Raw genomic sequence first — 22,392 nt, forward strand, 5'->3', positions numbered from 1 at the left:
CCCCGTCGACCCCGCGGAGGCGGTCGTCACCGGCACCATCAACGTCGGCGACGGGCTCACCTACGGTCTCGCGGCCGTCGGAGATCGGCTCTACGTCCTCAACGGCTCGAACGCGGCAGCGGGCAACGGCTCCGTCAAGATCATCGACACCTCCACGGGGATGGTGATCGGCTCGGTCGAGGTCGGCAGCATGCCGTTCGCACTGGCGGCCAGCGGCCAATCGCTCTACGTCGGCAACGCCGACGACGGCACCGTCTCCGTCGTCGACGTCACATCGCACAGGGTCGTCGACGTCATCGACGTCGGTGCCAATCCCTTCGGCCTCGAGGTGACGGGGGACCGCCTGTACGTCGCCGACCTCGCGGGCACGGTGTCAGTGATCGACTTGACCGACAACACCGAGCTCGCCCGGATCCCCGTCGGCGGCGATCCCTTCGGCGTCGCCGCCACCGCCGACCGCGTCTACGTGACCAACTACGCAGGTGGCGCGGTCGCGGTGGTCGACAAGGCGACCAACACGGCCCACCCCGGGGACGTGGCCGGGTACCCGTACTTCGCCGCCGTGGTCGGTAGACGGCTGTACGTCGTCAACTCCGCGACGAACGCCCTCACGATCGTCGACGGATCGGTCACCACCGCGGTGGACGTCGACGCCACCACCCGCGCCGTCGATGCGATCCCCAACGACGCCGCGCCCGTCGACGTCGTGGTCCGTGGCGACCGGTTGTACGTGAGCAACATCAACTGCGGTTCCGTCACGGTGGTCGACGTGGCGACCAACCAGCCCGTCGAGAGCATCGCCGTCGGCATCCAGCCAGGGCTGATGACGGCGAGTCCGGATGGCCGCACCATCTACGTCGCCGACGTCATGGGTGGCGCGGTCCAGGTGATCACCAGCGTGCGCCACGCCGCCCGTTGACACTGCCGTTGGCACTGTGAAGGGCAGCGCGTCCGCTAGCGTCATGGAGCATGTCCAGAGGTCCTGCGCCGCGTCGGCGCGCCACCCTGGCGTCGTTGGCTGCAGAACTCAAGGTTTCGCGCACCACGATCTCCAACGCCTACAACCGGCCCGACCAACTGTCGGCCGACCTCCGCGAGCGGGTGCTCGCGACCGCCAAGCAGCTGGGCTATGCCGGACCCGATCCGGTGGCGCGGTCGCTTCGCACCCGTCGCGCCGGCGCGGTTGGCCTGATCCTCACCGAGCCGCTCAACTATTCGTTTCGTGATCCTGCCGCCCTCGACTTCGTCGCGGGGCTCGCCGAATCGTGCGAAGAGGTGGGCCAGGGACTGCTGTTGGTCGCGGCCGGTCCGAACCGCAGCGTGAGTGACGGCACGGCGGCGGTGTTGGCGGCGGGGGTCGACGGGTTCGTCGTCTACTCGGCGTCCGACGACGATCCCTACCTGCAGGTGGTCACGCAGCGGGCACTGCCGATCGTCGTCGTCGACCAGCCCGAGGAGGTGCCTGGCGCGTCGCGCGTGAGCATCGACGACCGCGCCGCGATGCGCAGTGTGGCCGACCATGTGATCGGCCTTGGACACCGTGACATCGGAGTGCTCACGATGCGGCTCGGGCGGGAGTGGCCGCACGGCGATGCCATGTCCGCGGTCGCCGACCTCGCGCGGGTGGACTCGCCGCACTTCTTCGTGCAGCGAGAACGCATCCTCGGTGTCCGCGATGCCATGAAAGCTGCTGGTTTGCAACCGGATTCGTTGACAGTGGTGGAGAGCTACGAACACCGGCCGAGCTCTGGTGGGGCGGCGACCGCGGTGGCGCTCGAGGTCAACCCGCGGATTACCGCACTGATGTGCACCACTGACGTGCTCGCCCTTTCGGCGATGGACCACCTACGCGCACAAGGCATCTACGTGCCCGGCCAGGTGACCGTCACCGGCTTCGACGGGGTGCCCGACGCCTTGGCGCGGGGGTTGACGACGGTCAAGCAGCCCAGCGTCGAGAAGGGCCGCCGAGCGGGCTACCTGTTGCACAACCCGCCGCGGTCGGGCCTGCCCGTGGTGGAGATCCTCGACACCGAGCTGATCCGCGGCCGCACGTCGGGCCCGTCCGCCTAGCGTCGCTCCAGCAGGAACTGCAGCGCCGCGGCGACGTCGTCTGGCGACTCGACGCGGTACTGGGCCAGCGTCTCACCGGGGCCGACCTTCACCCCGACGTCGCCGGTACGCATCCTGCGGAACGCCTTCTCGTCGGTCACGTCGTCACCGAAGAACACCGCGACGGTTGCGCCGACCTGCTCGCGCACGATGTCGATCGCCTCGCCCTTGTCGGTGGAGATGACCGCGAATTCCAACACCGACTTGCCCTCGGTGAGTTCGGCGCCTGCCGTCTGACCGAACGTGCGCGCCGCGTCGAGCGCAGTCCGACCGTCGGCCTCGGACGCGTTGCGCACGTGGAGCGCGACGCTCGCGGGCTTCGACTCCACCGTCACCCCGGGCTTTCCCTCGGCGACTGCCTGCAGTTCGTTGGTAATCCTGGCCAGCAGTGCGGTATCGACGTCATGGGCGAACCCGCCGTCGAATTCGGCGCCGTGGCTCCCGACGAGGGTCACGCTCGCGGGCATTCCGGAGTACTCACGCAGGACGTCCAGGGCGCGCCCTGACACCAACACGACGTCCGTCGATGGCAGTGCAGCCAACGCGATCAAGGCTTCGGCGGCGCGGGGGAGCGGCCGCGCGTCGGCCGGGTCGTTCACGATCGGTGAGAGGGTGCCGTCGAAGTCCGACGCCACCAGAAGCCGCGCTGTCGCAGCGGCGGTGTCCAAGGCGTCGAGAAGGTCTACCGGGAGCGCGGTCACCGGTCAGATCTTAGGGTGCTCGCCATCGCCGATCAGCAGCCGCACGGCGAGATCCAGTCGCTTGCTGACGTCCGTTGCCGAGGCGCGGCGAGTTAGCCAGGCCAACAGGTTCGACAGCCACACGTCGGAGATGACGCGCGCGATGTGGAACTGATCCTCGGTCGGCTCGCCCTCACTCATTGCGCGGGCGAACATGGAGTCCATCAGCTTGCCGACGTGATCAACCTCACCCGCCGCGGAGGCGTCCGCGAAGACGAAGGCCCGCGTCATGGCCTCGGTCAGCAATGGGTTGCGTTGCATCGAGCGGTTGAGTTTGCCAACCATGATGTTCAGCCGCTGATACGGAGTTCCACCCGTCAACGACGCTCGGTCGGTCTTGGCGTCGATGCGTTCGAACTCCCGGCCCAGAGCGGACACCAGCAGGTGGACCTTCGACGGGAAGTAGCGGTACAGCGTGCCCACCGCGACGTCGGCGCGCTCGGCCACCGCACGCATCTGAACTGCCTCGTAACCGCCCTTGGAGGCGATGGCGAGGGTGGCGTCGAGGATGCGCTTGCGGCGTTCGCGCTGCGCTTCGGATCCGAGTTCGGACTCGGCCAGGACGGCCACGTTCATCACCTGGCGGGGGCCGGAGGTCGAATCAGACCCCGAACCCGAGTTTGGGCCTGATGGCTCCCTTGCTGACGTGGGCGAGCCGGACATGCGGCGGGCAGCTCCTTCGTTGTACGCACTGGGTGAAAACGATACGCACGCGGATCAGAAATCTTCCACCTCCGTGCCCCCGGACAGTCGACGTGTCCTGCTGTAATGGCAGTCGACTTGACGTTAGAACGATGTCACCATTAGAACACGTTCTAGTGAGAAGCATGGCCTTCTCTCCAACGCTGAGGAGGGCCCGACGATGGCTCATACAGGTTCGGTGTCCGCCACCATCACCGAGGAGCAGTTTGCCGCGCGCGAGCTCGTCAGGAGTTGGGCCGCCTCGTCAGGTGCCATCACGGCGGTGCGCGACGCCGAGCAGGGCGACCCCGATGGGTGGCGGACGGTGTACGACGGGCTGGCCCAGTTGGGGACTTTCGGCGTGGCCGTGCCAGAAGATCTCGGCGGCGCCGGAGGCAGCGTCGAGGACCTGTGCGTGATGGTCGACGAGGCCGCAGCGGCGCTGGTGCCCGGCCCGGTCGCGACGACGGCGCTGGCGACGCTGGTGATTACCGACGAGAAACTGCTCGACGCCCTGACCTCGGGACAACGCACCGCGGGTGTGGCACTGGGGTCGGACATCACCTTCGACGGGGCGACGGCGACGGGTACCGCCAAGTTCGTCCTCGGCGGTTTGGCCGACGGTCTGCTGGTGTTGCCCGCCAGGGGGCAGGAGCGCAGCGACTCGGGGGATGACGCAGGCACCGACTGGATCTACGTCGATGCGACCGCCGCAGGGGTGACGGTCGAACGGCTCGAGGCCACCGACTTCTCGCGCCCGCTGGCGGCCGTCGAATTGACCTCCGCGCCGGCCACCAGGATCGACTTGCCCCACCAACGGGTCCTCGACCTCACCGCGACCCTGCTGGCGGCCGAGGCCGCGGGGTTGGCCCGCTGGTTCCTCGACGTCGCAGGAGCGTATGCCAAGGTGCGTGAGCAGTTCGGCAAGCCGATCGGCAGCTTCCAGGCCGTCAAGCACATGTGCGCCGAGATGCTGCTGCGGTCCCAGCAGATCGCGGTGGCTGCCGCCGACGCCGCGGGGGCGGTGACCGACGCCGACGAGACGCAGCTGTCCATCGCCGTGGCCGTCGCCAGCGCGATCGGCATCGAGGCCGAGAAGGTCAATGCCCGTGACTGCATCCAGGTGCTCGGTGGCATCGGCATCACCTGGGAGCACGACGCACATCTCTACCTGCGGCGGGCGTACGCCAACGCCCAGTTCCTCGGTGGTAGGTCGTCCTGGCTGAGGCGCTGTGCTCGGCTGACCCGCGACGGGGTGCGTCGCCAACTCGACGTCGACGTCACAGAAGGCGAGGACATCCGCGCCGAGATTGCCGGGCTCGTCGCCGACATCGCTGCGCTACCCAAGGAGAAGCGCCAGGCCGCCCTCGCCGAGACCGGACTGATGGCGCCGCATTGGCCAAAGCCGTATGGGCGCGAGGCATCACCTGCCCAGCAGTTGGTCATCGATCAGGAACTCGAGGCGCGTGCCGTGGTGCGGCCCGACATCTCGATCGGTTGGTGGGCGGCGCCGACGATCCTGGGTCACGGTAGCCCCGAGCAGATCGAGAAGTTCATTCCCGGCACCCTGAACGGTGACGTGTACTGGTGCCAGCTGTTCAGTGAGCCCGGGGCCGGATCGGATCTTGCGGCGTTGCGTACCAAGGCTATTCGCACCGAAGGCGGCTGGCTGCTCACGGGCCAGAAGGTGTGGACGTCGAACGCCCACCGCGCGGACTGGGGCATCTGCCTGGCCCGCACCAACCCGGACGTGCCGAAGCACAAGGGCATCACGTACTTCCTGGTGGACATGAAGTCGCCGGGCATCGACATCCGCCCGCTGCGCGAGATCACCGGAGAGGCCCTCTTCAACGAGGTTTTCTTCGACGACCTATTCGTGCCCGACGAGATGGTGGTCGGTCCGGTCGACGGTGGATGGCCCTTGGCGCGAACCACATTGGCGAACGAGCGGGTCGCGATCGCCACCGGTGGCGCGCTCGACAAGGGCATGGTGCACCTGCTGGAGGTCCTCGGTGATGGTGAGCTGGACCCCGCGGAGACCGATCGGCTGGGCGTGCTTATCGTCGCGGCTCAGGTCGGGGCACTGCTCGACCAGTTGATCGCGCAGATGGCGGTTGGCGGCCACGATCCCGGGGCGCCGTCGAGCGTGCGCAAGCTCATCGGTGTGCGTTACCGGCAGAACCTCGCCGAGGCGATCATGGATTCCCAGGACGGTGCTGGCATTCTCGATTCGCCCGACGTCCGGTACTTCCTGAACACCCGATGCCTGTCGATCGCGGGCGGCACCGAGCAGATCCTGCTCAACCTGGCAGGCGAGCGGCTGCTGGGCCTGCCGCGCTAAGGGGTCGCGCGGAAGTTCAGCGCGACGCCATCCATGCAATAGCGCAGGCCGGTCGGTTCCGGCCCGTCGTCGAAGACGTGGCCAAGGTGCCCGCCGCAGCGCCGGCACCGCACCTCGGTGCGCGTCGCGCCGAGGGTGTTGTCCGTCTTCTCGATGACGGCGTTGTCCAGGGGCTTCCAGAAGCTGGGCCAGCCGGTGCCGCTGTCGAACTTGGTGGTCGACGAGAAGAGGTCGAGAGCGCAACCCGCGCAAGCGAATACGCCCTTCCGGTGCTCGTCGTTCAGCGGGCTGGTGAACGGCGTCTCGGTGCCGGCGTTGCGAAGCACGTCGTACTGCTCGGGGGTGAGGACTTTGCGCCACTCGGCATCGGTGTGGTTGACCTCGAAGGTGTCCGTCGATTCCTTGGGAGTGTCGGCGCCTGCGACGTCTCGTAGAGATCCGCAACCCGCGAGGACGCCGATCAGCGCGCCGCCGATCAGTAGGTGCCGCCGGTTCATGGCTGCCACGGTAGGCCCGTCGGGCGGGGGTCGCCGCAGTGCCGGGGCATTTCGTCAGCCACCGGTAAGAACCGCGGTCGGCTGGTCGGCCAATCTGGCGGGACACTGGTGACATGGCGAATCGCAGACGACTGACCGTCGGTAGTGGACTTGGCGTACTCGGCGTGGCGGCGGCCGCGTTCATCGGCGTGCAGTCGGGCAGCATCTCCAGCCCGGCGGTGCTCGCCGGGATCGGGTCGGCCTCGTCGTTCGTCGTGCCTGCGCCGCAGGTCGACGAGCCCGCGTCGGCGTCCGGCGCGCAGGAGACGGCGGTGCTCGCCGGCGGCTGCTTCTGGGGCGTGCAGGGGGTATTCCAGCACGTCAAGGGTGTCAGCCAAGCGGAATCCGGCTATGCGGGCGGGCAGCAGGGGACGGCCGATTACGAGACGGTCAGCACCGGCACCACCGGTCACGCCGAGTCGGTGCGCATCACCTATGACCCCACCCAGGTGACGTTCGGCCAACTCCTGCGGATCTATTTCTCGGTAGTGCAGGACCCGACTCAACTGAACCGCCAGGGTCCCGACGAGGGCACCCAGTACCGGTCGGCGATCTTCGCGCAGGACGCCACCCAGCAGCGCGTCGCGGATGCGTACCTCGCGCAACTGTCCAAGGCGGCGGTGTTTCCGGCGCCGATCGTGACGAAGGTCGAGCCGAACACGGGGTTCTTCCCGGCTGAGCAGTACCACCAGAACTACCTGAACTCGAACCCGTCGAGCTCATACATCGCGATCAACGACATGCCCAAGCTCAACGATCTTCAGCGGCTGTTCCCCGATTCCTACCGTGCGCAGCCGGTGCTGGTCGGCACGTCGTAGCGGCGGATTCGGTTCAAGCGTAGGTGGTCTGGGCGCAGGAGGTTGGGCTGGTGAGGTTCACTCCGCCGTATACGACCTGGATGAACGCGCACACGATGTAGTCCGCGTCGGTCTTGGGCTGACCGGTGGCCCAGTCGACCGTGTGCGTGTTGCCGTGCACCATGAACTTCTCCGGCGGTCCACCACCGAAGTAGACGGTCGGGAACTCAACTGGCCCAATCGATTTCATCATCCGAGTGTTGGGTGCATTGAAGTCGGAGTCCAGGTAGACCATCCGGTTCGACGACCGCAGGGTGGTGTTCTGCCTCCCGTAGAAGTCGTCGGGAAACGGGATGAAGGCACCGTCCGCCCCGCGGAGATTGGCCGCGGTGTCGAAGTAGCACTGGTTCTCCGCCTTCACGCAGTTCGCGGTGGTGTGCATCTCCAGCGTGGTGAGCGCGTCGATGGGGATCGACGTGGTGGCGGTCTTCGTCGCGGCGACGGACTGCGCCGTCGGTGTGACGACGGCGAGCGCGAGCAGAATCGCCGACACCGTCGCGGAAGTTCCAGCCAATCGCAACACGAGAGCTCCTATGGTCCAGCGAATGTTAGCCCGCACGTCATTCGTCGTAGGTGACTTCGACCGAATCTGAGGTGGGCCTGGCCTGGCAGGCGAGAATCAGCCCCTCCTCGAGGTCGGAGGCCTCAAGAACGTCGTTTACCGCCATGTCCACGTCGCCGCTCTTGACCAGCACCGCACAAGCGCCGCAGTGTCCTTCGCGGCAAGAGAACGGCGCATCGAGGCCCTTGTCGAGCAGCACGTCGAGCAGTTTGGCGTTGCGGGGCCAGCGGATCTCCTGGGTTTCCCCGTCGAGTGTCACGACCGCCGTCGCCGGGCCCTCGTCGCTGTCGTCTTCTTCGATGACGATCGCAGCAAACGGATCCGACTCCAATGACTTGAACACTTCGATGTGAATGCGCTCAGGTGCGGCACCCGTGGCTGCGAGGGCCTGTTCGGCGGCGGCCATGAACGGGCCAGGTCCGCAGATGAACGCCTCCCGATCGACGTACGGTGCCAGCAGGTTGCCGAGGGCGACGGGGTTCGGAAGCCCCTGCACGGTCTCGATCCAGTGCACGGCCGTGAATCGGTCGGGGTACTTGGCCGCCAGCTCTTGCAGGGCGGCCGCAAAGATCACCGACTTCTCGTCGCGGTTGGCGTATAGCAGCGTGACCTTTCCGCTGCCCTCAGAGAGCGCTGACTTCAGGATTGCCATCATCGGCGTGATGCCGCTGCCCGCCGCCAACAGCAGGAAGTCGGTGTCGAGTGTCTTCGGCACGAAGGTGCCCGATGGCGCAAGGACGTGAATGCGCATGCCGGGATGGGCGTTGTCGCAGAGCCAGTTGGACGCATAGCCCCCGGCCGTCCGCTTGACGGTGACGGTCAGCGCGCCGTCGGTGAACGGTGAGCTACACAGCGAATAGCAGCGGGCCACCGAACCGGTGCGATCACTGGGGACCCGCAGGGTGAGGAACTGGCCGGGCTGGTGACGCAAGCGGTCGGCTGGAATGTCCGATCCGTCGGGCACCTTGAACACCAACGACCGCGCATCGGCGGTTTCGTCGATGACGTCGGCCAGTTGCAGCTCGAGCACGTGGGTGCCGAGCGGCTCGTCCGTCACGGTGGATCCTCCATCTGTCGAAGAGTCGCTGTGCTGCCTGGGTGAAACAAGTCAAAACTAGAACATGTTATAAAAACAAGCTTCCGCAGGTCTAGCCACCGTAGGAATGCCTTACTCGACACAAATCGTAACGTGTTCTAATCTTCTTCTAGTTCGTGCAACGGCCCCAGACTGCCCGGAGGCAACCAGATGACGTCCATTCAACAACGCGACGTGCAGTCGGTCCTAGACGGCATCGACGATTTGTTGCCGCGAATCGGCAAGCGCGCCCAAGCGGCCGAGGATCTGCGCAGGATCCCCGACGACACCATCGCCGAGCTCGACGAGGTCGGCTTCTTCAAGCTGCTTCAGCCCGAACAGTGGGGTGGCCTGCAGTGTGACCCCACCCTGTTCTACGAGGCGGTGCGCAGGCTGGGTAGCGCGTGCGGCTCGACCGGTTGGGTGAGCTCGATCATCGGCGTGCACAACTGGCACCTCGCCCTGTTCGATCAGCAGGCGCAGGACGAGGTCTGGGGCCAGGATCCGACGGTTCGCGTCTCGTCGTCGTACGCCCCGATGGGCGCAGGCACCGTGGTGGACGGTGGCTACCTGGTCAGCGGAGCCTGGCAGTGGTCGTCCGGGTGTGACCACGCGACATGGGCGTTCCTCGGTGGTCCGGTCATCAAGGATGGTCGTCCCGTCGACTTCGGTAGCTTCCTCATTCCGCGCAGCGAGTACCGCATCGACGACGTCTGGCACGTCGTCGGGCTCAAGGGCACCGGAAGCAACACGGTCGTGGTCAAGGACGTCTTCGTGCCACGGCACCGCTTCCTCTCGTACAAGGCGATGAACGACCGCACCGCGGGCGGCTTGGAGAACAACACCGCACCGGTCTACAAGATGCCGTGGGGCACCATCCATCCCACGACGATCTCGGCACCGATCATGGGAATGGCGTACGGCGCCTACGACGCTCACGTCGAGCACCAGGGCAAGCGCGTGCGCGCCGCGTTCGCGGGGGAGAAGTCCAAGGACGACCCGTTCGCGAAGGTCCGCATCGCCGAGGCCGCCAGCGACATCGACGCCGGCTGGCGTCAGCTGATTGGCAACGTCGGTGACGAGTACGCGTTGCTCAAGGCGGACAAGGAGATTCCGTTCGAGTTGCGCGCCCGCGCCCGGCGCGATCAGGTGCGCGCCACCGCCAGGGCGATCTCGTCCATCGACATGCTGTTCGAGGCGTCCGGCGCCACCGCGCTCGGTGTCGACCAACCCGTGCAGCGGTTCTGGCGCGACGCCCACGCCGGTCGCGTGCACGCCGCGAACGAACCCGAGCGGGCCTACCTCATCTTCGGCAACGAGGCGTTCGGGTTGCCGCCAGCTGACACGATGGTCTGACGATGACTCAGGCCATCCCAAAGTACGAAGACACTTGCACGTTCGAATCGACGTCCCGCTACGCGCAGGTCCGCGAGGACATGCGGCTGCATTACCACGAAGCGGGCGTCGGCAACGGCGAAACGGTGGTGCTGCTGCACGGTGGCGGGCCCGGCGCTTCAAGCTGGTCGAACTTCTCCAAGAACATCGCCGTGCTGGCGCAGCACTTCCACGTACTCGCCGTCGACCAACCCGGGTACGGGCATTCCGACAAGCACACCGAGCACGAGCAGTACAACCGCTACAGCGGCACCGCCCTGCTGAACCTCTTCGATCACCTGGGTATCGAACGTGCTGCCCTGGTGGGCAACTCGCTGGGCGGCGGTACCGCGGTCCGGTTTGCCCTCGACAACCCTAAGCGGGCAGGCAAGCTGGTGCTGATGGGTCCGGGTGGCCTCAGCGTCAACCTCTTCTCGCCCGATCCGACCGAGGGCGTCAAGCTACTCGGCAAGTTCACCGTCGATCCGACGCGCGAGAACATGGAGAAGTTCCTGCGCATAATGGTCTTCGACCAGAAGCTCGTCACGCCAGAACTGATCGACGAACGGTTCTCGATCGCCAGCCAACCCGAGTCGCTGGCAGCAGCGCGCGCGATGGGAAAGTCGTTCGCGGGCGCCGACTTCGAACTCGGCATGATGTGGCGCGACGTGTACAAGCTGCGTCAGCCGACCCTGCTGATCTGGGGTCGCGAAGATCGGGTCAACCCACTCGACGGCGCGCTGGTGGCGCTCAAGCAGATTCCGCGCGCCCAGTTGCACGTGTTCGGCCAGTGCGGCCATTGGGCGCAACTGGAAAAGTTCGACGAGTTCAACAAATTGACCATAGATTTTCTGAGGGACCTTCCCGGGATTGGAGTGGCGAAATGAGCATCCGGTCACTGGGATATCTCCGACTCGAGGCCACCGACGTCTCGGCGTGGCGCGAATACGGGCTCAAGGTGCTCGGAATGGTCGAGGGCACCGGCAGCACCGACGGCGCTCTCTATCTGCGCATGGACGAATTCCCAGCCCGCCTGGTGATCGTGCCCGGAAGCCACGATCGGTTGCTCCAATCTGGCTGGGAGACGGCGAATGCCGCAGGCCTGCAGGAGATCCGCGCTGCCCTCGACGTCGAGGGCACGCCGTACAAGGAGGCCACTGCCGCCGAACTGGCCGATCGCCGCGTCGACGAGATGATCGTCTTCGACGATCCCTCCGGCAATACCCTGGAGATCTTCCACGGCGCCGCACTCGAACATCGTCGGGTGGTCAGTCCCTACGGCCACAAATTCGTCACCGAGCACCAGGGTCTGGGACACGTGGTGCTGACCACCCGGGACGACGAGGAGTCGCTGCACTTCTACCGTGATGTGCTTGGCTTCAAGTTGCGCGACTCCATGCGCCTGCCACCACAGCTGGTCGGCAGGGAAGCCGGTGATCCGCCGGCGTGGCTTCGCTTCTTCGGTGTCAATCCCCGCCATCACAGCCTGGCGTTCATGCCCGGTGAAACTCCCAGCGGCATCGTCCATCTCATGATGGAGGTCGGCGAAAGCGACGACGTCGGACTGTGCCTCGACCGTGCGCTGCGGCGCAAGGTGCCGATGTCGGCAACGCTTGGTCGCCACGTGAACGACAAGATGCTGTCGTTCTACATGAAGACCCCTGGCGGCTTCGACATCGAATTCGGTTGCGAGGGACTCGAAGTCGCCGACGAGGATTGGGTGGCCAGGGAGAGCACCGCCATCAGCCTGTGGGGACACGACTTCAGCGTCGGCTTCAAGTAGACATGACGGCAGAACCCATCGACCCGCGCACGTTTCGCCACGTGCTCGGCCAGTTCTGCACGGGCATCACCATCATCACGACGGTGCACGACGACGTGCCCGTCGGGTTCGCCTGTCAGTCGTTCGCCGCGCTGTCGCTGGATCCGCCGCTGGTGTTGTTCTGCCCGACCAAGGTGTCACGGTCGTGGCAGGCAATCGAGGCCAGCGGCAAGTTCTGCGTCAACGTGCTGCACGAGGACCAGAAGGACGTCTCGGCCCGCTTCGGCTCCAAGGAGCCCGACAAGTTCGGTGGCATCGAGTGGCAACCGTCGTTGCTCGGCTCACCGGTGATCGGCGGCACGCTGGCGCACGTCGACTGCACCGTCGCCTCGGTGCACGACGGTGGCGACCACTTCGTGGTGTTCGGCTCGGTGCACTCATTGTCCGACATTCCGAAGGAGAAGCCGCGGCCGCTGCTGTTCTATCGGGGCGAATACACCGGCATCGAGCCCGACAAGACCACGCCCGCGCAGTGGCGCGACGACCTCGACGCGTTCCTCACGACCACCACCGCAGACACCTGGCTGTAGCCGCTCGGTCGACCGGAATGACACGGATGTAATTCATCCACACTGTGGACAACCGCTGTGGATGAATCTCACGCCAGGTGCTGGCCGACGAAGTCCACGATGTCGGAAGCGACCTCGCGGTGCGTGACGTCGTTGAGGATGTCGTGGCCGCCGCCGGGGATCTCGATGAGCGAAAGTGTGCCGATCTGCTCGGTGTAGGCCCGCAGCGCGCCGATGGGTGCGATCGGATCGTTGCTGCCGTGTACCGCCAGCGTCGGAACCGCGAGCGTCGGTAGCTTCGCTCCGAAGGTGTCCCAGGCCCGGTCCAGTTCCCTGGCCAGCGGGGCGCCGTCGGCGTCGACGAAGGCCAGCGGATCGTTCTCCATCGCATCGAGGTAGAACGGGTCCGACGACAGCTGGCTCGGCGCGATCTCGAAGGTCGAGTCCGCGTCGACCAGTCCGGGAACGGGGACCAGCGGCGCACCCGACACGACGCCGGCCCGATACGGACCGGAGTCGTCGAGCAGCTTCCACAGGGTTGCTACCGCTCCGAACGAATGCCCCTGTGCGACAAGCGGTATGCCTGGAGTTTCGGCCAGTGCCAGCTCGGCAAGGCGATCGGCGAGCGCGATGCTCGCCTCGAGCGTCGTGAAGTCGCCCCTGTCGCCTGGGGTCAGTCCGTGCCCGAACTGGTCGACGGCCCACAGATCGATGCCCGCGGCGTTGAGGGCGAAGCCGTAGCGGTGGTAGAGGCCGGTGTGCTCACCGAAGCCGTGTAGGAACACGACGGCGGCTCGAGGGTCGGCTGTGGCCCAATGGCGATAGTAGGCCCGGCCTTCCGCATGGGGTGAGTCGGTCTCGAGGAATGGCATGGGGCAAGCCTATTCGCTCAACCAATTCCGAGGAGGACGTCGCGTTGGTCCTCCATCCGCGCGTGGATCGCGTCGATCAGCGCGCCCACCTCGGGCCTTCGGACGGTCTCGGTGCGCGCCACCAGCCAGTAGGTCAACTGGAGGCCGACGTCCTCGGCGAGCACCCGGACCAGATCGTCGTGCCGGTCGGCCATGAAGCACGGCAGCAGGCCGAGGCCGGCCCCGGCCCGGGTGGCCTCGACGTGGACGAAGACGTTGGTGGAGGTGATGGACTCCCGCATCGCCGGGGCGAAGGTGCGGGCCAGGTCGAGGTCGTCGACCTGCAGCATGGAGTCGATGAAGTAGACGAGTGGGTGACCCAAGAGATCGGATCTGGACGACGGCACGCCGTGTTCGGCCAGATATCCGCTGGACCCGTAGAGGCCCAGTCGGTAGTCACCGAGGCGGGTGGCCTCGGCGCGATGCACCTGTGGTTCGCCGACCACGACTTCGATGTCGAGGCCCGAGCGCTGCTGCGTCGCGCGCCGCGTGGTGGCCACGATCTCGACGGAGACCTTCGGGTGCCGCTGTCGTACGCGGGCTGCCGCGGGCGCGGCGATGTAGGCGCTGAACCCGTCGGTCGCCGACATCCGGACCACTCCCTCGAGCGTCCGCGACCCGGCCGGGCTGGCCAGCGACCGGACGGCGGATTCGACCGCTTCGGCGGCCGCCAGCGCTTCCCTGCCCTGTTCGGTGAGTTCCCATCCTCCCGCGGAGCGGGCGAGCAGCCGTCCGCCGACCGCCCGTTCCAAGGCGGCGATGCGGCGCGAGATGGTGGTGTGGTTGATGCCGAGTTCCTCGGCGGCGGTGACGAAGCGGCCCGACCGCCCGACTGCCAGCAGGACCAGCAGATCGTCGGCGCTGAGCTTTCTGGGATCGGACATATCTGCATTTTCGCAGACATCTCTTGCAGAGTTGACCATTGCGATCATTCGAGAACTGCAGGAATACTCAGAGGCGATTGTGGGGCGCGTCACATACGCGCGGCATCTGAATCCGAAGGAGAGCGTCGATGGGTAAGCCGGTACCGACGGGCTTGCGGCGGGTCGTCGCCGCCTCGATGGCAGGCACGGTGGTCGAGTGGTACGAGTTCTTCCTCTACGGCACAGCTGCCACTCTGGTCTTCGGCAAGGTCTTCTTCTCCGCCAGCACCAGTGACCTCGATGCGATTCTCGCGGCGTTCGTCACCTACGCGGTCGGCTTCATCGCCCGCCCGCTCGGCGGCGTCGTGTTCGGCCACTACGGCGACAAGTACGGCCGCAAGAAGCTGTTGCAGTTCTCGTTGCTTCTGGTCGGTGCCGCAACGTTCCTGATGGGCTGCCTGCCCACCTTCGGGCAGATCGGCTACTGGGCACCCGCGCTTCTCGTCGTGCTGCGGTTCATCCAGGGCTTCGCCGTCGGCGGTGAGTGGGGCGGCGCCGTACTGCTGGTCGCCGAGCACAGTCCCACCAAGGAGCGCGGCTTCTGGGCCAGCTGGCCGCAGGCGGGCGTGCCCGCAGGCAACCTGCTCGCCACCGTCGTGCTCCTGGTGCTGACGACCACGCTGTCCGATGCCGCGTTCCTGTCCTGGGGCTGGCGGGTGGCGTTCTGGCTGTCCGCAGTCGTCGTGCTGGTCGGGTACTACATCCGGACCAAGGTCACCGATGCGCCGATCTTCGTTGCGGCGCAACAGGAGGCAGAGCGGATCAAGGCGACGTCGTTCAGCGTCGTCGAGGTGTTGAAGCGCTACCCGCGTGGGGTGTTCACCGCGATGGGCCTTCGCTTCGGCGAGAACATCATGTACTACCTGGTCGTCACGTTCTCGATCACCTACCTGAAGGTTCAGGTCGGAGTCAACACCAGCTCGATCCTCTGGTATCTGCTCGTCGCGCACGCGGTGCACTTCGCGGTGATCCCGTTGGTGGGCAAGCTCGCCGACCGCTTCGACCGGCGCCCGGTGTACTTCGTCGGCGCTGCCCTCGGCGCCACCTGGGGCTTCTTCGCCTTCCCGATGATGAACAGCGGGAACTACGCGATCGCCACTGCCGCGGTGACCATTGGGCTCGTCATCCACGCGATCATGTACGCGCCGCAACCGGCGATCATGGCCGAAATGTTCCCCACCCGGATGCGCTATTCCGGTGTGTCCCTTGGCTATCAGGTGACCTCGATCGTGGCGGGTTCACTGGCGCCGATCATCGCGGTCAAGCTTCTCGACGTCTACGACTCGTCGGTTCCGGTCGCGATCTACCTTGCGGCGGCCTGCGCCATCACCCTGATCGCGGTGGTCTTCACGCGCGAAACGAACGGCATCGACCTGAAGTCGCTGGACGTCGCCGATGCCGACGAGATGGCCGAAGAGCGTGAGGCCGCGGTCGGATGACCGACCTGGCCGGCCGCACGGCGCTGGTGACCGGCGGCGCGAGTGGCATCGGAGCGGCCTGCGCAAGAGAACTCGCGAGTCGGGGCGCCACCGTCACCATCGCCGACGTCGACGACGTCGCAGCCAAGGCGCTCGCCGACGAGATCGACGGGCGCTCTTGGGCGGTGGACCTTCTCGACGTCGGAGCACTGGAAGATCTGCGCCTCGACGCCGACATCCTCGTCAACAACGCCGGGGTGCAGACCATCGACTCGATCGTGGAGTTCTCCCCGGCACGCTTCCGGTCGATGCTCGCGCTCATGGTCGAGGTGCCGTTCCTGTTGATCCGTGCCGTCCTGCCACACATGTACGACCGTGGCTTCGGTCGGGTCGTGAACATCTCGTCGGTGCACGGCCTGCGCGCATCGGAGTTCAAGGTCGCCTACGTCACCGCCAAGCACGCGCTGGAGGGCTTGTCGAAGGTGACTGCCCTCGAGGGTGGACCGCATGGGGTGACGAGCAATTGCGTCAACCCCGGCTACGTGCGAACTCCGTTGGTGACCAAGCAGATCAGCGACCAGGCGCGCACCCACGGCATCGCCGAGCAAGAGGTGCTCGAACGGATCATGTTGTCCGAGAGTGCGATCAAGCGGTTGGTCGAGCCCGAAGAGGTGGCCTCCCTGGTGGGCTACCTGGCCTCGCCGCACGCCGGCATGGTGACCGGGGCGTCGTACACGATGGACGGCGGCTGGAGCGCCCGCTGATCTCGCGGCGGACTTCAGAACTGCCCGGGATCGGCGAGCACGGGGGCGAAGGCCAACTCGGCCGCACCGATCACCAGAGTGTCGGCGCCCAGGGTGGCCGGCACGACGCGCACCAACTCACGCGGTGCACCCATGCTGTGCCTCGTCAATTCCTCGCGCAGCACCGCTGCGGCGTACGCGGGGAACACCCGCAAGAAGCCCCCGAGCACGATCAACCCTGGATTCAACATGTTGATCGCATTCCCGAGGGCAATGGCCAACGGGCGGGCCTGCCGATTGAGCACGTCGCGCTCGGGACCGGAAATCGCTGGCTCCGACCGGTTCGTCGCCACTGCGGCCACTCCATCCAGCGTGTCGAGGAGCCGAGCCACCGGCGCCTGGACGACCTCGGTCTCGAGGCAGCCGACACTGCCGCAATGGCACCGTTCGTTGCCGCCGACGTAGGTGTGTCCCAGTTCGCCCGCGTAACCCGCCACCCCCTCGAGTAGTCCGCCGGCCAGCACGAAGCCTGCGCCGATGCCGCTCGGGCCGCCGTTGACGTAGATCAGATGATCGGCGTCGTGGTGATTGCCGAAGAGGTGCTCGGCGATTGCACCCGCGTTGGCATCGTTGGCTGCGAACACCGGTAAATCCGTTGCCGCGCTGAGCATGTGGCCGATCGCTACGTCGTGCCAGTCTAGGTTGGGCGCCAGTTGCACCGTGGACTCCTTGCGGTGCACCAATCCCGGAACCGCCACGCCAACGGCCGTCAATGTCTGCCAAGGGAGCAGGTTGCGTCGAATGCCGTCGATCGCCTCGCTGGCCAGTGTCACGGTTTCGGCAGCGGTCGGAACACGCTTCGTCGGGCGACGCACTACCTCGAGCACCGCGCCGCCCATCCCCACCACTCCCACCGTGACGGCATCGACCTCGGGAGTGACCGCCACTGCGAGCACGCGATTGCCAGGGCGCACGATCGGGCTGGGTCGGCCGACCTGCGATGCCGGCGCCGCCGCTGTTTCCTCGACCAGCCCCCTGGCGACCAGCTCCTCGACGAGATCCTTGGTGGTCGATCGCGACAGCCCGGTGTGCCGGGTGAGGTCGGCCCGACTGAGCTGGCGATTGCGGTGTACGAGCGTCAAGACGCTCGACAGGTTGCGGCGCCGGACGTCGTCGGTACTGGTGCCGATCCGGATGCCCGGGCGACCGGCCTGTGCGTTGATCGGCACGTAACCTCCCTCACATTCGATCTTGACAGTGTCCCAGGCCACATCATATGTTCGGACGGAGAACAAATACCAGCAGACCGACGCCGGCTCGTTTCCGTGCCCATGATTTGCCGAGGAGCTCCGATGACCGTCCTGGAGTCCAGCACCGCCGTGTCGGACGCGTTGACGCCGCGCCCGTCCGACAAGTTTTCGTTCGGGCTGTGGACGGTTGGCTGGCCGGGCAGCGACCCGTTCGGCGTCGCCACTCGGCCTGCGCTGGAGGTGACCGAGGTCGTGGAGCGGCTGGCCGAGCTGGGTGCATACGGCCTGACGTTCCACGACGACGACCTGTTCGCATTCGGCAGCTCCGCCGCCGAGCGCCGGCGGATGATCGATCGACTGACCTCCGCATTGACCGCGACGGGCATGGTGGTGCCGATGGTGACCACCAACCTGTTCACCCAGCCGGTATTCAAGGACGGCGGTTTCACCAGCAATGACCGCGGCGTGCGCCGATTCGCGTTGCGCAAAGTGCTGAACAACCTCGATCTGGCCGCCGAACTGGGTGCCGAGACCTTCGTGATGTGGGGCGGCCGGGACGGCAGCGAGTACGACTCGGCCAAGGATGTCCAGGCCGCGCTGGAACGCTATCGCGAGGCTCTTGACCTGTTGTGCCAGTACGTGATCGACCAAGGCAGCAAACTCCGGTTCGCCATCGAACCCAAGCCCAACGAGCCCCGCGGCGACATCCTGCTACCGACGGTGGGCCACGCACTGGCGTTCATCGACACCCTGGCTCACCCGGAGATGGTCGGGGTCAATCCCGAGACCGGTCACGAGCAGATGTCCGGGCTGAACTTCATGCACGGCATCGCCCAGGCTCTGTACAGCGGCAAGTTGTTCCACATCGACCTCAACGGCCAGCGCGGCATCAAGTTCGACCAGGATCTGGTCTTCGGCCACGGCGACCTGGCCAACGCCTTCGCGTTGGTCGACTTGCTCGAACACGGGGGACCGACCGGTGGGCCTGCCTATGACGGGCCACGGCATTTCGACTACAAGCCCAGCCGCACCGAAGACTCCGACGGCGTGTGGGAGTCCGCCGCAGCCAACATGCGGATGTATCTGCTGCTGCGCCAGCGTGCCGCCGCCTTCCGCGCCGACCCGGTCGTGCAGGAGGCGATGGCAGCGGCAAAGGTATTCGAACTACGGCGACCCACACTGAACGACGGCGAGAGCTACGCCGATCTGTTGGCCGACCGCACGGCCTACGAGGAATTCGACACGGACTCGTATTTCGGCGGAAGGGGTTGCGGCTTCGTGATTCTCAATCAACTGGCCATCGAACACCTCATGGGCGCACGGTGAGGCGTCGTCCCGTCCCGGAAGGGGCAATCCGCCTCAAAAGCGACTCAAGTCACGTTATATGGATACACCCGACAATTTCATGAACGCCACAGATTCGGAGAGATCTTCGTGAAAAGAACCAGCACCTTGCTCCTCACCGCCGTCATCGGCGTCGGCCTGACGCTGACGGCCTGCAGTTCTGGCTCCAACACGCCGAGCTCCTCGACCTCATCAGATGCCAAGAGCGGCAAGGTCGGTGTCATCCTGCCGGACACGAAGTCCTCGGTCCGGTGGGAGACCAAGGACCGGCCGGCGCTGGAAGCCGCGTTCAAGAAGGCGGGCGTGGCGTACACCATCCAAAACGCCGAGGGATCCGCCGACACGATGGCCACGATCGCCGACGGGATGATCGCCGACGGCGTCACCGTGCTGGCGATCGTCAACCTCGACTCCGACAGTGGCGCCTCCATTCAGCAGAAGGCGGCGACTCAGGGCGTCAAGACCATCGACTACGACCGCCTGACCCTTGGCGGATCCGCGGACGTCTACGTGTCCTTCGACAACACGAAGGTTGGTGAGTTGCAGGGGCAAGGACTCGTCGACTGCCTCGCCGGCAGACCCTCGAACGTGGTGTTCCTCAACGGTTCCCCGACCGACAACAACGCGACGCTGTTCAGCAAGGGCGCCCATTCGGTGATCGACGCGACGCCGACGATCAAGATCGTCGGCGAGCAAGCGGTGCCGGATTGGGACAACGACAAGGCGGTGACGATCTTCGAGCAGCAGTACACCGCGGCCAACGGCGGCGTCGACGGGGTGTACGCGGCCAACGATGGTCTCGCCGGTTCGGTCATCTCGATCCTTGAGAAGAACAAGCGTGCCGGGCAGGTGCCGGTCACCGGACAGGACGCGACCGTAGAGGGTCTGCAGAACATCCTCTCCGGAAAGCAGTGCATGAGCGTCTACAAGTCGGCCACCGAGGAAGCCAACGCACTGGCCGACGTGGCGATCGCACTTGCCGGCGGTCAACCGCCGAAGACCACCAGCACCTCTCGTGACGACACCGGCAAACGTGACGTCCCCTCGGTGCTCCTGACGCCGAAGTCGATCACCAAGGACAACATCAAGGTCGTCCTCGACGACGGCGGGCAAGCGAAGGAAGAGGTGTGCGCGGGACAGTTCGCGGCGCTGTGCACCGCTGCGGGCGTCTGAGGTCTCGTGAGCTCCGACGTCCCGGCTGAAGCTGAAACTCCGATCCTCGAATTACGCGGTGTCAACAAGAGTTTCGGCGTCGTCCACGTGCTGCACGACATCGACTTCTGCGTCTACCCCGGTCAGGTGACCGCCCTGGTGGGTGACAACGGCGCCGGAAAGTCGACGCTGGTCAAGGCAATCGCCGGGATTCATCCGATCGACACCGGGACGTATCTCTTCGAGGGTCAGCCGGTCACCGTGCGCGGCCCGAACGACGTGTCGGCCTTGGGCGTGGAGGTGGTCTACCAGGACTTGGCGCTGTGCGACAACCTCGACATCGTCGAAAACATGTTCCTGGGGCGCGAACTCACGACTCGGGGTCTTCTCGACGAGGCGCGGATGGAGACCATGGCGCGCCAAGCCCTCACGTCGCTGTCGGTGCGGACCGTCAACTCCGTCCGGCAGACGGTCTCGAGCCTGTCCGGGGGGCAACGTCAAACCGTGGCCATCGCCAAGTCGGTGCTGTGGAACTCGAAGGTGGTCCTGCTGGACGAGCCCACCGCAGCGCTCGGCGTGGCCCAGACCAAGCAGGTGATCGACCTGGTGCGCGGGCTGGCCGATCGGGGTGTTGGCGTGGTGCTCATCTCGCACAACATGAACGACGTCTTCGACGTCGCCGATCGAATCTGCGCGCTGTATCTCGGTCGAGTGGCCGCCGAGGTAAAGGCCTCCGACGTCAGCCACGGCCAGGTGGTGGAGCTCATCACCGCCGGGCGTTCCGGCGACCTCGGCCTGGCACCGGCCCAGGCCGCCGAGTCGATGTGAACTCCATGCCCCGACAAGACGTGAACCCCAGGAACCTTGAGATGACTACCGCCAGTACCCAATCCGGCGTCAGCCTCGCCGACGCGGACTTCGCCGGGGATACCCGGGCCGAGCAGACGTTCGGCGAGGCAGTGCGGGGCTATCTGCAGCGTGTGCGCGGCGGCGACATGGGTTCCCTGCCGGCGATACTGGGCCTGGTCGTGCTGTTCGTGGTGTTCGGCTTGGCCAATGATCGCTTCCTGTCCGCACTGAACCTGGCCAACCTCGTTACCCAGGCCGGTTCGATCTGCGTGCTCGCGATGGGACTGGTGTTCGTGCTGTTGCTCGGCGACATCGATCTGTCCGCAGGCGTAGCCGGCGGTGTATCGGCATGCGTGATGGGGCTGATCGTCGTCGACCTGAGCTGGCCGTGGTGGGCGGCGGTCCTGGCCGCCATTGCCTGCGGTGCCTTGATCGGCCTCGTCATCGGCATGCTGCGAGCCAGGCTCGGGATTCCGTCGTTCGTCGTCACGTTGGCGTTCTTCCTTGGCCTGCAGGGGGTGACGCTGAAACTCATCGGCGAGGGCGGTTCGGTCCGGATCGACGATCCGGTGGTCCGCGGTCTGACGATCAACAATCTGGCCGTGCCCGTCGGCTGGACGATCGCGGTGGTCGTGTCGGTCGCATTCGCCGGCCTGGAGTTCTTCCAGTACCGACGCAACAAGAACCTGCACCTGGCGAACTCCCCGCTCGGCATCGTGATGGCCCGCGCATTCGCCGTGGCCGCAGTCATTCTCGGCGTCACGTTCGTGATGAGCATCAATCGCAGCGTCAACCCGCGGGTGGAGATCCGCGGCATTCCCTATGTGCTGCCGTTGATCCTGGTTCTGCTCATCGTCATGACCCTGGTACTCAAGCGGACGTCCTACGGCAGGCACATCTATGCCGTCGGCGGCAACGCCGAAGCCGCGCGTCGCGCGGGCATCTCCGTGGGCCGCATCCGGGTGACGGTGTTCATCGCCTGCTCGTCGCTGGCGGCGCTGAGTGGCATCATCGCGGCTTCGTACGCGGGCAAGGTATCGGCGTCCTCGGGTGCGGGCAACACGCTGCTGTATGCAGTGGGCGCGGCCGTCATTGGCGGCACCAGCTTGTTCGGCGGCAAGGGCCGGGCCATCGATGCGGTGATCGGCGGCGTGGTGGTCGCGACGATCGCCAACGGACTCGGCCTGCTGAATCAG

22 protein-coding genes are annotated in these 22,392 nt (G+C 66.1%); 14 read left to right on the top strand and 8 right to left on the bottom strand.

The window, feature by feature from the left end; genetic code table 11:
* A partial coding sequence (locus tag QOD90_RS21755) for a beta-propeller fold lactonase family protein (RefSeq protein ID WP_526352938.1) occupies positions 1 to 919 on the top strand: 919 nt, incomplete at its 5' end.
* A 50-nt stretch (positions 920 to 969) separates the two neighbouring features.
* The gene (locus QOD90_RS21760) at positions 970 to 2,070 is read left to right on the top strand and encodes an Rv3575c family transcriptional regulator (RefSeq protein ID WP_526352940.1); all 1,101 of its coding nucleotides are present in this window, start codon (positions 970 to 972) and stop codon (positions 2,068 to 2,070) included.
* On the opposite strand, the gene otsB is transcribed toward QOD90_RS21760, so the two are convergent.
* Together otsB and kstR are read right to left on the bottom strand one after the other, a co-directional pair.
* Positions 2,067 to 2,810, bottom strand: coding sequence for a trehalose-phosphatase (gene otsB, locus QOD90_RS21765; RefSeq protein WP_526352942.1), 744 nt, complete (start codon positions 2,808 to 2,810; stop codon positions 2,067 to 2,069). The two genes, QOD90_RS21760 and otsB, sit on opposite strands and share 4 nt — an antisense overlap.
* 3 nt (positions 2,811 to 2,813) lie before the next feature.
* Positions 2,814 to 3,419 (bottom strand): cholesterol catabolism transcriptional regulator KstR, encoded by a 606-nt coding sequence (gene kstR / locus QOD90_RS21770; protein WP_526352944.1) that lies wholly within the window; start codon positions 3,417 to 3,419, stop codon positions 2,814 to 2,816.
* Between the two features lie 292 nt (positions 3,420 to 3,711).
* Here kstR and QOD90_RS21775 point away from each other — a divergent pair, with 292 nt between their 5' ends.
* A complete protein-coding gene (locus QOD90_RS21775; RefSeq protein ID WP_526352946.1) occupies positions 3,712 to 5,871 on the top strand; it encodes an acyl-CoA dehydrogenase family protein in 2,160 nt (719 codons plus the stop codon).
* On the opposite strand, the gene msrB is transcribed toward QOD90_RS21775, so the two are convergent.
* Complete coding sequence (gene msrB / locus QOD90_RS21780) at positions 5,868 to 6,407, bottom strand: peptide-methionine (R)-S-oxide reductase MsrB (RefSeq protein WP_526352980.1); 540 nt, start codon at positions 6,405 to 6,407, stop codon at positions 5,868 to 5,870. The two genes, QOD90_RS21775 and msrB, sit on opposite strands and share 4 nt — an antisense overlap.
* Before the next feature lie 74 nt (positions 6,408 to 6,481).
* Here msrB and msrA point away from each other — a divergent pair, with 74 nt between their 5' ends.
* On the top strand, positions 6,482 to 7,225 hold the full coding sequence (msrA, locus tag QOD90_RS21785; RefSeq protein WP_526352948.1) for a peptide-methionine (S)-S-oxide reductase MsrA: 744 nt from the start codon (positions 6,482 to 6,484) through the stop codon (positions 7,223 to 7,225).
* A gap of 13 nt (positions 7,226 to 7,238) precedes the next feature.
* On the opposite strand, the gene QOD90_RS21790 is transcribed toward msrA, so the two are convergent.
* Positions 7,239 to 7,787, bottom strand: coding sequence for a hypothetical protein (locus QOD90_RS21790; RefSeq protein ID WP_526352950.1), 549 nt, complete (start codon positions 7,785 to 7,787; stop codon positions 7,239 to 7,241).
* 37 nt (positions 7,788 to 7,824) lie between these two features.
* Entirely contained in the window at positions 7,825 to 8,883 is a 1,059-nt protein-coding gene (locus tag QOD90_RS21795; protein ID WP_526352952.1) for a 2Fe-2S iron-sulfur cluster-binding protein, read from the bottom strand.
* Positions 8,884 to 9,072: 189 nt separating this feature from the next.
* Between QOD90_RS21795 and hsaA the strand changes: the two genes are divergently transcribed.
* The 4 genes from hsaA to hsaB are packed head-to-tail and all read left to right on the top strand — an operon-like array spanning position 9,073 to position 12,627.
* Positions 9,073 to 10,257 carry a 3-hydroxy-9,10-secoandrosta-1,3,5(10)-triene-9,17-dione monooxygenase oxygenase subunit gene (gene hsaA, locus QOD90_RS21800; RefSeq protein WP_526352954.1) on the top strand — a complete coding sequence of 395 codons (1,185 nt, stop codon included), beginning with the start codon at positions 9,073 to 9,075 and terminating at the stop codon, positions 10,255 to 10,257.
* A 2-nt stretch (positions 10,258 to 10,259) separates the two neighbouring features.
* Positions 10,260 to 11,162 carry a 4,5:9,10-diseco-3-hydroxy-5,9,17-trioxoandrosta-1(10),2-diene-4-oate hydrolase gene (gene hsaD / locus QOD90_RS21805; protein WP_526352956.1) on the top strand — a complete coding sequence of 301 codons (903 nt, stop codon included), beginning with the start codon at positions 10,260 to 10,262 and terminating at the stop codon, positions 11,160 to 11,162.
* The gene (gene hsaC, locus QOD90_RS21810; RefSeq protein WP_526352958.1) at positions 11,159 to 12,058 is read left to right on the top strand and encodes an iron-dependent extradiol dioxygenase HsaC; all 900 of its coding nucleotides are present in this window, start codon (positions 11,159 to 11,161) and stop codon (positions 12,056 to 12,058) included. The genes hsaD and hsaC overlap by 4 nt, the downstream gene beginning before the upstream one ends.
* 2 nt (positions 12,059 to 12,060) lie before the next feature.
* Complete coding sequence (gene hsaB / locus QOD90_RS21815; protein WP_526352960.1) at positions 12,061 to 12,627, top strand: 3-hydroxy-9,10-secoandrosta-1,3,5(10)-triene-9,17-dione monooxygenase reductase subunit; 567 nt, start codon at positions 12,061 to 12,063, stop codon at positions 12,625 to 12,627.
* Between the two features lie 68 nt (positions 12,628 to 12,695).
* On the opposite strand, the gene QOD90_RS21820 is transcribed toward hsaB, so the two are convergent.
* The gene (locus QOD90_RS21820; RefSeq protein ID WP_526352962.1) at positions 12,696 to 13,478 is read right to left on the bottom strand and encodes an alpha/beta hydrolase; all 783 of its coding nucleotides are present in this window, start codon (positions 13,476 to 13,478) and stop codon (positions 12,696 to 12,698) included.
* A 17-nt stretch (positions 13,479 to 13,495) separates the two neighbouring features.
* Positions 13,496 to 14,401 (bottom strand): LysR family transcriptional regulator, encoded by a 906-nt coding sequence (locus tag QOD90_RS21825; RefSeq protein ID WP_526352964.1) that lies wholly within the window; start codon positions 14,399 to 14,401, stop codon positions 13,496 to 13,498.
* A 128-nt stretch (positions 14,402 to 14,529) separates the two neighbouring features.
* On the opposite strand from QOD90_RS21825, the gene QOD90_RS21830 reads away from it, so the two are divergent.
* Positions 14,530 to 15,879 carry an MFS transporter gene (locus QOD90_RS21830; protein WP_526352966.1) on the top strand — a complete coding sequence of 450 codons (1,350 nt, stop codon included), beginning with the start codon at positions 14,530 to 14,532 and terminating at the stop codon, positions 15,877 to 15,879.
* On the top strand, positions 15,876 to 16,622 hold the full coding sequence (locus QOD90_RS21835; RefSeq protein WP_526352968.1) for a 3-hydroxybutyrate dehydrogenase: 747 nt from the start codon (positions 15,876 to 15,878) through the stop codon (positions 16,620 to 16,622). The genes QOD90_RS21830 and QOD90_RS21835 overlap by 4 nt, the downstream gene beginning before the upstream one ends.
* A 14-nt stretch (positions 16,623 to 16,636) precedes the next feature.
* Here QOD90_RS21835 and QOD90_RS21840 read toward each other — a convergent pair whose 3' ends face one another.
* The gene (locus QOD90_RS21840; RefSeq protein WP_526352970.1) at positions 16,637 to 17,830 is read right to left on the bottom strand and encodes an ROK family protein; all 1,194 of its coding nucleotides are present in this window, start codon (positions 17,828 to 17,830) and stop codon (positions 16,637 to 16,639) included.
* A gap of 123 nt (positions 17,831 to 17,953) precedes the next feature.
* On the opposite strand from QOD90_RS21840, the gene xylA reads away from it, so the two are divergent.
* The 4 genes from xylA to QOD90_RS21860 all read left to right on the top strand — a co-directional run.
* Entirely contained in the window at positions 17,954 to 19,177 is a 1,224-nt protein-coding gene (gene xylA / locus QOD90_RS21845) for a xylose isomerase (protein WP_526352972.1), read from the top strand.
* 108 nt (positions 19,178 to 19,285) lie between these two features.
* Positions 19,286 to 20,368: a sugar ABC transporter substrate-binding protein gene (locus tag QOD90_RS21850; RefSeq protein WP_526352974.1), complete on the top strand. Its 1,083-nt coding sequence runs from the start codon at positions 19,286 to 19,288 to the stop codon at positions 20,366 to 20,368.
* A gap of 6 nt (positions 20,369 to 20,374) precedes the next feature.
* Positions 20,375 to 21,175 carry an ATP-binding cassette domain-containing protein gene (locus tag QOD90_RS21855; RefSeq protein WP_526352976.1) on the top strand — a complete coding sequence of 267 codons (801 nt, stop codon included), beginning with the start codon at positions 20,375 to 20,377 and terminating at the stop codon, positions 21,173 to 21,175.
* Positions 21,176 to 21,216: 41 nt separating this feature from the next.
* Positions 21,217 to 22,392 (top strand): sugar ABC transporter permease (locus tag QOD90_RS21860; protein ID WP_526352978.1); only part of this gene is annotated, 1,176 nt, incomplete at its 3' end.

This window comes from Mycobacterium sp. (genome assembly GCF_032161845.1).
Lineage (GTDB): Bacteria > Actinomycetota > Actinomycetes > Mycobacteriales > Mycobacteriaceae > Mycobacterium.